This is a genomic window from Blastococcus aurantiacus (assembly GCF_900102425.1).
Classification (GTDB): Bacteria; Actinomycetota; Actinomycetes; order Mycobacteriales; family Geodermatophilaceae; genus Blastococcus; species Blastococcus aurantiacus.
Map to the genome: position 1 here is coordinate 165,846 of NZ_FNBT01000011.1, position 10,489 is coordinate 176,334.

A 10,489-nucleotide genomic window follows, 5' to 3' on the forward strand; every position below is an offset into this window, starting at 1 on the left:
TCACCCGCCGGACCTCCGACGCGCAACTGCGATCCACCGGTCACGCAGAGTGCGCGACACCACTTCCCGGCGACACGCCAGCGGCGCCGTGTTCAGCGCTCGCGCGAGACCGTTACCGAGTCGTGACTAGCGTTGCGCCTGTGACTGGAGTGGCCCGCGCAGTGCCCCGTACCGACCCTCTTCCCCCCGTGCCGGCGACCCCGGCGGCCGAACCCGCGCCCGCGGTCCCCTCGCCGCTGATCAGGGCGTTCCCCACCGCTCCCCCGCCTCCGCCGGCCCCCGTGCGGACGACCTCCGGCGACCAGGCGGCGGTCGACGTCGTGCCGGCGGCGCCAGCCACCGCGGACGGCACCGCACCGGTGCGCGAGGGCGACGGCGAGGCCGCCCGGCGCGGTGCCCGCACGCCGGGCAGACGTGAGCAGCGTTACCAGGAGACACGGGCGCGGATCGTCGACGCCGCCGCGGACCTCTTCGCCGAGCGTGGCTTCGACTCCGTCAGCGTCGTCGAGATCGCCAAGCGCGCGGGCGTGGTGGAGAAGACCGTCTTCAACCACTTCCCGATGAAGGAGGGACTGGTCTTCGACGCCGACCCGCCGATGCGCGAGGCGCTGCTGGACGCGGTGCGCAGCCGCCCGTCCGGAGAGTCGGTCTCCGCGGCGGCCGGGAGCTTCGTCGTCGCGGCGGTGGGCCTGCTGGGGGCGCCGGAGGCGGCCGAGGGCGTCGCCCGCATGGCACGGGTGATCCGCGGCAGCCGCACGCTTCAGGTCCGCGAGCGGGAGATCCTGGGCGAGCTCACCGACGCGCTGGCCGGCCTGATCGCCGAGGAGACGCGGGCCTGGCCGGGGCAGGTGGAGCCGTGGCTGGCGGCGCACGCCGTCCTGGGGCTGTACGCCTCGCTGCTCGAGCTCGCGCGCGACCGGGTGCTGGCCGGGGTGACCGGGCCCGAGTTGTCCGGCGAGCTGCGCCGGCAGGGCCGCCGCGGGCTGGCCCTCCTGCAGTTCGGCCTCGCCGGCTACGCCAAGCGCCGCTAGCGCCCTGGCGGTGCGGGACCCCTGCGGGCCCCGCACCGTCAGAGCTGCAGGGCGCGGAGGAGCTGGTCGGCGCGGTCGCCGGGGACGTCGGCGTTCCGGGTGAACAGCGCCACGGCGACCATGTACTCGTCGTCCCCGGCCCAGCCGCGCCCCTCGTCGCAGAGCCGGCGGATGTGGTCGCGGACCTTCGGCTCGCTGCTGTACGTGCCGTAGTCCAGGCCCATCGCGAGGAAGTTGGCCACGCGGTAGCCCGCGTCCTCGGCGGTGCGCACCGTGGTCACGGGGTCGGAGTAGCTGGCGACCGCGGCGACGACGTTGTCGTAGCCGGTCTTGAGCAGCTGCAGCACCAGGTCGTTGCCGTACACGCCGCCCCAGAGCTCGGGCATGAGGATGTCGCGGTCCGGCGCGGGGATGTAGGGCGGGTTGGAGATCACGGTGGCGATCTGCGGGCCACCGGAGGAGTCCGCCTGGTCGAAGAAGTCGCCCAGCTCCACGGTGTAGCGGTCGTCCACGCCCCGGGCGCGGATGTTCTCGCGGGCCTTCTCGACCGAGGGCGCGCTGATGTCGAAGCCACGCACCCGGAGCCCCGGGAGGCTCGCCACGACGTCGGAGATGGCGGTGGCGTCACCGCTGCCCAGCTCGACGACACCGTCGCGCTCCCAGCCGAGCTGGTCGCGGTACTGCTCGAGCAGCATGCAGACGGAGAACCCGTAGTGGGCCGATTCGTCGGCCGAGGAGAAGCAGGTCACCACTGACCCCTACCCCGGAGATCCGTCGTGCAAAGCCGAGTCACCCGACCGGGCACGCACCATTCACCCGCGGGCCTCCGCCGCGACGGTGAGCAGCTCCCGGGCGTGGGCCTGGCCGGTGTCGCTGTCGGCCAGCCCGGAGAGCATCCGGGCGAGTTCGCGCACGCGGTCGTCGGCCTGAACCGCCCGGATGTCGGTGGCGGTGACCCCCGCCCCGGTGTCCGGGGACTTGTCGACGACCAGGTGCGTGTCGGCGAACGCGGCGACCTGCGCCAGGTGGGTGACGACGACGACCTGGTGCTGGCGGGCCAGCTGCGCCAGCCGGCGGCCGATCTCGCCCGCGGCCTGTCCACCGACGCCGGCATCCACCTCGTCGAACACCATGACCGGCACCGGGTCGGCGCCGGCGAAGACCACCTCGATGGCGAGCATGACGCGGGAGAGCTCACCACCCGAGGCGCCCTTGTGCACCGGGCGTGCCGGTGCGCCGGGGTGCGCGGCGAGCAGCAGCGCGACCTGGTCCAGGCCGTCCGGACCGGGCTCGTCGGGGTCCGTCTCGATGGAGAAGGAGACCCGGGCGCTCTTCATGGCCAGCCCGGTCAGCTCCCGGCCTACCTCGGCCGCGAAGCCGTCGGCGGCGGCCCGGCGCCCGGCGGAGATCCGCGCCCCGAGGTCGTCCACCTGCGCGCGGGCGGCGTCGCGCGCCGCGGCGAGCTGGTCCAGCGCCTCGTCGGAGACGTCCAGCTCGGACAGCCGCCGCCGTGCCTCGTCCGCCCAGGCCAGCACGCCGGCCAGCCCGTCGCCGGGGTCGGCGTACTTCCGGGTCAGGCCGGTGATGAGCGCCCGTCGGTCGAGCACCTCGGCCAGGCGCGCGGGATCGGCGTCGAGGTCGGCCACGTAGCCGGCGAGCTGCCCCGCGACGTCCGACACCACGGCGACGGCGTCCGCGAGGTCCTGGGCGAGGAGCACCAGCGTCGGATCGTCCGACCCGGCCAGCGCGCGCTCGGCGATGGCCAGCGCGGCGGTGGCGTCCTGCGGGACGTCTCCCCCGCCGAGGTCGCCGGTCACGTCGCCGACCAGGGCCATGCGCGCCTCGTCGGCCGCGGCGCGCAGCGCGTCGGCGTCGCTGAGCCGCTTCACCTGGGTGGCCAGCGCCTCGTCCTCGCCCGGCTCGGGAGCGGCGGCCTCGATCTCCTCCAGGCCGTGTCGCAGCACGTCGGCGGCCTGCGCCAGTTCACGGGCCTGGCTGCGCCGGCGGTCGAGCTCGGCGGCGGCGGCCCGCCAGCGGTCGTGGGCCTCGCGGTAGCGGTCGATGAGCGCGAGGTGCTCGGTCCCGGCGTAGCGGTCCAGCGCTCGTCGCTGCTCGGCGGGGCGGGAGAGGCGCAGCTGGTCGGTCTGCCCGTGGACGGCGAGCAGGCTCTCGGCCAGCTCGGAGACCACGCCGACCGGCACGCTGCGTCCCCCGAGGAAGGCCCGGGAGCGCCCCTCGGCGCTGATCGTGCGCGCCAGGATGAGGCTGCCGTCGTCGTCGGGGTCGGCGCCGGCGTCGGCGGCGCGCTGCCACACCGGGGAGTCCGGCGGCAGGGTCAGCCGACCCTCCACCCCGGCCCGGCCGTTGGCCCGGACCCGGCCCTGGTCGGCGCGCCCGCCGAAGAGCAGCGTCAGGCCGCTGACGACCATCGTCTTGCCGGCACCGGTCTCACCGGTGACCACGGTCAGGCCCGGGCCGAGCTCGAGGGTGACGTCGTCGATCGCGCCGAGCCCGCGGATGCGGAGCTCGGTGAGGCGGCCCGGTGACGTGCTGGAACGGCCCTCCTGCAGGGTCCCGCCCCGAGCGTCAGCGAGGGGTGGGGGGCAGGAGGGTCCTTCGTCAGGCGTCTTCGTGCGAGCCGGCACCGGCCGCCTCCCCTCCGGCCACGACGTCGCCGCCCCCGGTGATGACGCCGCGGGTGAGGACGTTCCGGCTGGTGTAGAGCTCGTGGCCGGGCCCGGCGTGCCGGGCGTCGCGGAAGCCGCGCACCGGCAGGCCGAACTTGGCGACCAGCCGGTCGCCGAAGGTGGCGGCGTGCACACGGGCGATCCGCACCGGCCGGGTGGCCTTGCGGACGTCGACGCGCCCTCCGTCGGGGACGTCGACCATGCGGCGGCCGTCCGCCGAGGCGCGGGCGCGGTTGCCGTCGGCGGGGACGGTCACGGTCAGCACGGAGTTCGGCGAGGTCACCAGTGGCCGGGCGAACAGCGCGTGGGCGTTCGTGGGCACGAGCAGCAGCGCCTCGACGTCGGGCCAGACCACGGGTCCGCCGGCGGAGAAGGCGTAGGCGGTCGATCCGGTGGGCGTGGCGCACAGCACCCCGTCGCAGCCGAAGCTGGTGAGCGGCCGGCCGTCGATGGAGATGACGACGTCGAGGACCCGCGAGCGCTCGGCCTTCTCGATGGACACCTCGTTGAGCGCCCACGTCCCGCCGACCACCGTGCCCTCGGCGTCGATGACGTCCACCGCGATCGCCAGCCGCTCCTCCACGGAGTACTCGCACCGCTCGATGGCCTGCAGCGTCTCCTCGACCGCCTCGGGCTCGGTCTCGGCGAGGAAGCCGACCCGGCCGAGGTTCACACCCATGAGGGCGGCGTCGGTGTACCGGGCGAGCTCCGCGGCGCGCAGGAACGTGCCGTCGCCGCCGAAGACCATGACGATCTCGGTGTCGAGGGCCGCCTTCTCGTCGGCCGGCACCACCTCGGCGCCGGCAATGTCGAGGTCGGTGGCCTCGTCGTCGAGCAGGCGCACGACGATGCCGCCGTCCTGCAGCCGTGCCGCCGAGCTGCGGGCCAGCTCGACGATGTCCCGCCGGCCCGTGTGCACGGTCAGCAGGACGCGCCGGGGCTGCGAGGCGCGGGCGCCCTCACTGGTCGGACTCACTGCGGTCCCTCCTGGACTGCTCGACGGACGTCGTCCTCCTGCGCCGGCCCCGCGTCGCGGCGCAGCCAGAGGAAGAACTCCACGTTCCCGGCGGGGCCGGGCAAGGGGCTGGCCACCACGCCGGCGGTCCCCCACCCCAGGGCCCCCGCTGCGGCGGCGACCTCCAGGACGGACTGCACGCGGTGCTCGGGATCGCGCACGACGCCACCGGCGCCGAGCCGTTCCCGCCCGACCTCGAACTGAGGCTTCACCATGGGGAGCAGATCCGCCTCCGGGGCGGCGCAGCCGGTGAGCGCGGGCAGGACCAGGCGCAGCGAGATGAACGACAGGTCGGCGACCACCAGGTCGACCGGGCCGTCGATGGCCTCCGGCGTCAGCGTCCGCACGTTGGTCCGCTCGTGGACGCGCACCCGCTCGTCGGTGCGCAGCGGCCAGGCCAGCTCCCCGTACCCCACGTCGACGGCGACGACCTCGGCGGCGCCGCGCTGCAGCAGCACCTCGGTGAAGCCACCCGTGGAGGCACCCGCGTCCAGTGCGCGACGTCCCTCGACGGCCACGGGGAACGCCTCCAGGGCGCCGATCAGCTTGTGCGCGCCGCGGGACACCCAGCTGGGCTGGTCGGGGTCGGTGCGGACGACCACGGGGTCGCCGGCGTCCACCCCGGTCGCCGGCTTGGTGGCGGCCCGCCCGGAGACGGCGACCCGGCCCTCGGCGATGAGGGCGACCGCGTGCTCGCGGGACCGGGCCAGGCCCCGGCGCACCAGCTCGGCATCGAGCCTGCGACGGACCATCAGAGCTGGTCGATCGTGCCGAGCTCGCGCTGGAGCCGACCGTGCTCGTCCTCGAACACGGCCACGTGCTCGGCGACGGGGCGCTGCTCGAGGTCGGCGAACCGGTCGGCGGCGGGGTCCGCGTGGTCGTGGTCCGCCTGGCTCGCGGGAGCGGCTGATGCGGCGGTCGTCGGGCTGTCCGCGACCGGGACCTGGCGCGGCGGACCCGGCACGGGACGCTGCCGGCTCGGCTCGGTCATCGTCTCCCCGTCTCTCGCGCGCTCGGTGGTGGTGCGGCGGCCGACGGCCCCGGACGCGGCGGGATGCCGGCCGGGCACCGCTCCGGTGCGTCGCCGAGGTTACCGGTCACCGGTGACGGGGCACGGCGCCACGGAGCGCAGGCGCTACCGTCTGGCGCCCGGTACCTCGACGTCGGCAGGAGAAGCACCCGCGTGGCCACGATGGATCAGTGCCTGACCGCTCTCCGGAGCATCCTCGGAGACCTGGCGGCCAACCCCGCGGCCGCCGGGCTGGACCGCAGCCTGTCGTGTCGGTTGACCGACCTCGACCAGGTGGTGGTCGGCCGGCTGAGCTCCGGTGCGGTGCACGACGTGCAGGTGCTGCCGCAGGGGCCCGACGTGGCTCGCGCCGACATCCGGCTGACGATGTCGAGCGACGACCTCCTCGCCCTGACCGCGGGAGAACTGTCCTTCGGCCCGGCGTGGGCGACCGGTCGCGTCAAGCTCGAAGCGGGGCTGCGCGACATGCTGCGGCTGCGCAAGCTGCTCTGAGCGCGGGTTCTCCGCTCAACCGTCCACCAGGCCCCAACGCTCGAGCGCCGCGCCGGCAGGCGCGTCGCCCGCCACCGCCTGCGCGGCCACGCCCTCGCCGGGATGGCGGCTCCAGTGCGCGACGCACAGCGCCCGCAGCCCGTCCAGACCGTCGGCGCTGCTTTCGGCCGGGCCGGCCATGTCCCCCACCTGCACGAGCAGGAGCGCGCCCGCCTCGCCCGGCCGCGCCTCCCAGCCGCCGCACCGCCACCCGGTAGCGGTCCCGAGGACCGGCGGGTGGGCTGCGAGCAGCGCCGACGCGTCGGAGCCGAGGTGGTCGGGCCGGTGCTCCGGACCGGCGGCGAGCAGCGTCCGGGGATCGGTGACCCCCGAGAGCACCAGCAGGCTGGATGCGTCGGCTCGCCGGGCACCTTCGATGTCGGTGTCGAGCCGGTCGCCGACCACCAGCGGGAGCCGGGCGGACGTCCGCCGCACGCACTCGGCGTGCATGGCCGGGTCCGGCTTCCCGGTGACCAGCGGAGGACGCCCGGTGACCGCGCTGACCACGGCCACCATGGCGCCGTTGCCCGGGAGCGGACCGCGCGGCGAGGGGATGGTGGCGTCGGTGTTGGTGGCGACGTGCCGGGCACCGTTGCGCACGGCCACGACGGCCTCCGCGAGCTGCGCCCAGCCGACCTCCCGGCCGTAGCCCTGCACGACGGCGTCCGGCTGGTCCTCGGCCCGCTCGACGACGGTGAGGCCGGCCGCCCGCAGCGCCGTAGCGACGCCGTGGCCGCCGACCGGGAGGACGCGGGCGCCGGGACCGAGCAGCTCCGCGACGACGGTGGCCGCGGCCTGCGAGCTGGTGATGACGTCGGTGGCCTCCGCGGGCACGCCCAGCTCCGTCAGATGCGTGGCGACCTCCTCGGGGGTGCGGGCGGCGTTGTTGGTCACGAAGCCCAGGCGCATGCCCGAGCCGCGCACCTCGGTCAGCGCCTCCGGCACGCCCGGCACCGCGTCGGGACCGACGTACACGACGCCGTCGAGGTCGAGCAGCGCCACGTCGTGCGCGGCCGACAGCGGTCCGCCCGACCCGCTGGCGAGGGTGGGTGCTCCGGGCATCGAGGTCCTCCTGCTGGTGTGCGCCGCTCCGCCTGCCGATCGACCGGCCATGTGTGCCGCGCCGACCGGGGCGCGGCGGGACGCTCCTACGATTCGGGAGTGCCCTCGTCGCCGGCGGACCGCCGCCCGTCCGATCATGCGACAGGTCTCGGGGTGCGGCCCTTCCGCGCCCTGACCTACTCCTCGCCCGACCCCGCGCACCTGGCCCGCGTGACGTCGCCGGCCTACGACCTGGTGACCGCCGACGGGCGGAGCCGGCTCGCGGGATCCGATCCGCACAACATCGTGCGCCTCATCCTGCCGCAGGTGGACGACTCGCCCGTGGCCGCGCCGGCGCCCGTGGCCGGGGGCCCGCCGCCGTGGGCCACGCACGCCGCCCGGACCCTGCGCAGCTGGCAGGACGACCGCGTCCTGGTCAGGGACGACGAGCCGGCCCTGTGGGTCTACGAGCTCCAGCCGCCGGGAGGCGAGGCGGCCACGGTGGGCTGGCTCGCGGCCGTCGGCCTCCCGGTACCGGGTTCGCCGGCCGTGCTGCCCCACGAGGACACGTTCCCCGTCGCGGTGGAGGGACGTCGTGCGCTGCTGGCGGCGACCCGCACCGACCTCGAGCCGATCGTGCTAGCCCACGATGCCGATGCAGGCGTCACCGCCCTCACCGAGCGGGCTATGCAGGCGGCACCGACGCTGGAACTCGGCGACGACGACGGCGTCCGGCACCGGCTCTGGCGGGTGGCCGACCCCGCAACGATCGCCCGGGTGACCGACGCGTTCGGGCGCACCGGCGCCGTCATCGCCGACGGTCACCACCGCTTCGCCGCCGCCCGGGCCCACCAGCGCACCGATCCCGGCTGCCCCGGCTGCGACGCCGTGCTCGCGCTCCTGACCCCCATGGGACCGGGCGGGTTGCGCGTGGCGGCGATCCACCGGGTGCTGCCCGACCTGGCGCTCGACGAGGCCGCGACAGCTGCGTCGGCCGGCTTCACCGTCACCGAGATGCCGCTGCCCGAGGTGTCGCCGGACGCTCTCGCGGCAGCCGTGACCACCTGGCTGGCCCGCTGCGACGGCTCCGGCTACCTGATCAGCGACGGCCGCCGGCTGGTCCTGCTCGACCACCCGTCCCCGGCCGTCGCCGCCCGGGTTCCCCCGGAGGCGCCGGACGTCTGGCGCCACCTCGACGTCGTGCTCGCCCACAAGGGCCTCATCGAGGGACTGTGGGGCCGGGCCGACCGATCGGAGGAACTGCTGATCGCGCACACGGTGGACGAAGCGCTGAGCGTCGCGGTGGAGCGCTCCGGTGTCGCCCTGCTGCTCCGCCCGCCCTCGCCCGCCGACGTCGCCGCCGTCGCGCGGGCGGGGGCCCGGATGCCCCGCAAGTCGACGCTCTTCGTGCCCAAGCCCCGGACCGGCCTGGTTCTGCGCCCTCTGGCGGACTGACCCGCTCACGCCGTGCGCTCGGAGGCGGCACCGGCGGCGCGCGGCACCTTGCGCCCGCGCCGGCAGTTCACCTCGCACACCGAGGCCGTGCCCGAGCCGGTGCGCCAGAACCGCCGTTGCAGGGCGCCCTCGACCTCGACGACGTCGCCCGGCTGCCACGCCGCCACCCGCCGCTGCAGGGAACGGTCATAGGTGATGCAGGCGAGCACGTCGACCGACTGCCCCCGCGGTCGCGGTTCCGGGCGGCGCACCACCAGGCGGAAGCTGACCAGCGTGTCCCCGCTGGGCAGGGTGCGGACCTCCGCCGGCGCGGACAGCCGCCCGCGGAGCACCACGTCGTTCCGATCGATCACAGCCACGCTCATGCAGCGAGCCTGGACGGATGGCCGCCCCTGACCCAGGGGCGGCCACCATCTGTGGACCCGGACGGCGGGTGTGGACGCCCGCCGCCCGTCCGTCAGGAGCCTGTGCTGTCCGTGCCGCCGTCGTCCTCGCCGGACGCCTGGTCGTCGGCACCGTCGTCGCCGGTCTCGCCGAGGAGTTCGGCGACCTCAGCCTCGACCTCGTCCTGGAACGACCGGCCCGAGGTGGGGAAGTCGGGGCCCCCGGCTCGGGCGCCGTCGCCCTCGGCGCTCGAGAACTCCACCTGGAGGGCCGCCTCGAGCGATTCCGGGTCGGTCAGCTCGGCGTCCTCGTCGTCGTCGGCGGCCGCGTCGTCATCCTCGGCCTCGTCCGCCGCGAGCTCGACGGACTCGTCGCCATCCTCGGGCTGGTCCTCCGCGAGGTCCTCGCCGTCCTGGAGCTCGTCGTCCTCCAGCTCGTCGTCCTCCAGCTCGTCGTCCTCCAGCTCCTCGAGCTCGGTGAACTCGACGGAGTCCTCGAGCGCGGCGGGGTCGAGCGCGGTCACCGCGTCGTGCCACTCCTGGGCCAGCGCCTCCTCGCCCTGCGCGTGCAGCAGGTCGGCGTAGGCCGCGGCGAAGCGCAGCCGGATCTCGTCACCTTCGACGAGCGACTCCGGCTTCGGGCGTCCGCCGAGGGCCGCCTCGAGGACCAACCGCGCGGCGGCGTCCTCGCCGAGGTCCCGGCGGGCGCCGGCCTCGACGAGCCGGAGCTCCGCCTGCTCCTCCTCGTCGGGGGACTCGGTGAGGGCCTCCGCGACGAGACGCAGGGCGACCTCGGGCCTACCGAGCGCGCGTTCGCAGTCGGCGAGGACGGCACGGTAGGCGTGGTCCCCGCTCATGCGCCGGTACGCGCGCAGCTCGCGCGCGGCCTCGGCGTAGTCACCGGCGTGGTAGGCGGCGACCCCCACGGCCTCACGGACGACGGCGACGCGGGAAGCGCGGTCGCGAGCGGCGCGCGCGTGGGCCAGTGCTGCCTCCGGGTCCTCGTCGACCAGGGTGCCTGCTGCGACCAGGTGGCCGGCGACCTTGTCGACACCCCGGGGGTCAAGCCCCTTCAGGGCCGTGCGGACGGCGGGGTCGAGGTCACGCGGATCGGCCCACTCGGGGATGTCCGGGCCCGGGGGGAGCGGCGGACGGCGATCGGTCCGCTCGTCCGCCCGCGGCGGACGGCTGGGGGCACCCCGCCGGTCATCCGACGGTCGGCGGTCCCGCCAGTTGCCGGCACCGCCCGAGTCCGGCCGCCCACCATCGGTGCGCTGGGGTCGGTCGCCGGAGGGGCGGCGGTCCTGCCAGCTGCC

11 protein-coding genes are annotated in these 10,489 nt (G+C 75.7%); 3 read left to right on the forward strand and 8 right to left on the reverse strand.

Translation table 11 applies throughout. From position 1 onward, the window contains the following. The first annotated feature begins 188 nt into the window (after positions 1–188). Positions 189–1,031, forward strand: coding sequence for a TetR/AcrR family transcriptional regulator (locus BLS70_RS19900; RefSeq protein WP_255362610.1), 843 nt, complete (start codon positions 189–191; stop codon positions 1,029–1,031). Between the two features lie 38 nt (positions 1,032–1,069). Here BLS70_RS19900 and BLS70_RS19905 read toward each other — a convergent pair whose 3' ends face one another. From BLS70_RS19905 to BLS70_RS19925, 5 genes are all read right to left on the reverse strand, one after another. Then, positions 1,070–1,780 (reverse strand): class I SAM-dependent methyltransferase, encoded by a 711-nt coding sequence (locus tag BLS70_RS19905; RefSeq protein WP_091771560.1) that lies wholly within the window; start codon positions 1,778–1,780, stop codon positions 1,070–1,072. A gap of 63 nt (positions 1,781–1,843) precedes the next feature. Continuing rightward, positions 1,844–3,676 (reverse strand): DNA repair protein RecN, encoded by a 1,833-nt coding sequence (gene recN / locus BLS70_RS19910; protein WP_255362611.1) that lies wholly within the window; start codon positions 3,674–3,676, stop codon positions 1,844–1,846. After that, positions 3,651–4,694 carry an NAD kinase gene (locus BLS70_RS19915; protein ID WP_091771485.1) on the reverse strand — a complete coding sequence of 348 codons (1,044 nt, stop codon included), beginning with the start codon at positions 4,692–4,694 and terminating at the stop codon, positions 3,651–3,653. The genes recN and BLS70_RS19915 overlap by 26 nt, the downstream gene beginning before the upstream one ends. Further along, positions 4,691–5,485, reverse strand: a complete 795-nt coding sequence (locus BLS70_RS19920; RefSeq protein ID WP_091771487.1) for a TlyA family RNA methyltransferase — start codon at positions 5,483–5,485, stop codon at positions 4,691–4,693. Before BLS70_RS19920 ends, BLS70_RS19915 begins: the two co-directional genes overlap by 4 nt. Beyond that, positions 5,485–5,724 (reverse strand): hypothetical protein, encoded by a 240-nt coding sequence (locus tag BLS70_RS19925; RefSeq protein ID WP_143030468.1) that lies wholly within the window; start codon positions 5,722–5,724, stop codon positions 5,485–5,487. Before BLS70_RS19925 ends, BLS70_RS19920 begins: the two co-directional genes overlap by 1 nt. Before the next feature lie 201 nt (positions 5,725–5,925). On the opposite strand from BLS70_RS19925, the gene BLS70_RS19930 reads away from it, so the two are divergent. Beyond that, on the forward strand, positions 5,926–6,255 hold the full coding sequence (locus BLS70_RS19930) for an alkyl sulfatase C-terminal domain-containing protein (protein ID WP_255362617.1): 330 nt from the start codon (positions 5,926–5,928) through the stop codon (positions 6,253–6,255). A 15-nt stretch (positions 6,256–6,270) separates the two neighbouring features. Here the strand turns inward: BLS70_RS19930 and BLS70_RS19935 are convergent, their stop codons facing one another. Then, a complete protein-coding gene (locus BLS70_RS19935) occupies positions 6,271–7,356 on the reverse strand; it encodes an HAD-IIA family hydrolase (RefSeq protein ID WP_091771493.1) in 1,086 nt (361 codons plus the stop codon). Between the two features lie 153 nt (positions 7,357–7,509). Between BLS70_RS19935 and BLS70_RS19940 the strand changes: the two genes are divergently transcribed. Then, positions 7,510–8,790 (forward strand): DUF1015 domain-containing protein, encoded by a 1,281-nt coding sequence (locus BLS70_RS19940; protein WP_255362613.1) that lies wholly within the window; start codon positions 7,510–7,512, stop codon positions 8,788–8,790. A 5-nt stretch (positions 8,791–8,795) separates the two neighbouring features. On the opposite strand, the gene BLS70_RS19945 is transcribed toward BLS70_RS19940, so the two are convergent. Continuing rightward, positions 8,796–9,155, reverse strand: a complete 360-nt coding sequence (locus BLS70_RS19945) for a single-stranded DNA-binding protein (RefSeq protein ID WP_091771497.1) — start codon at positions 9,153–9,155, stop codon at positions 8,796–8,798. A gap of 92 nt (positions 9,156–9,247) precedes the next feature. Then, a partial coding sequence (locus BLS70_RS20940) for a tetratricopeptide repeat protein (protein ID WP_091771499.1) occupies positions 9,248–10,489 on the reverse strand: 1,242 nt, incomplete at its 5' end.

Excerpts from the sequence above, each read along its gene's own strand:
- BLS70_RS19920 (WP_091771487.1), bottom strand. The coding sequence starts at position 5,485 with ATGGTCCGTCGCAGGCTCGATGCCGAGCTGGTGCGCCGGGGCCTGGCC.
- BLS70_RS19925 (WP_143030468.1), bottom strand. The coding sequence starts at position 5,724 with ATGACCGAGCCGAGCCGGCAGCGTCCCGTGCCGGGTCCGCCGCGCCAG.
- BLS70_RS19930 (WP_255362617.1), top strand. The coding sequence starts at position 5,926 with ATGGATCAGTGCCTGACCGCTCTCCGGAGCATCCTCGGAGACCTGGCG.
- BLS70_RS19935 (WP_091771493.1), bottom strand. The coding sequence starts at position 7,356 with ATGCCCGGAGCACCCACCCTCGCCAGCGGGTCGGGCGGACCGCTGTCG.
- BLS70_RS19945 (WP_091771497.1), bottom strand. The coding sequence starts at position 9,155 with ATGAGCGTGGCTGTGATCGATCGGAACGACGTGGTGCTCCGCGGGCGG.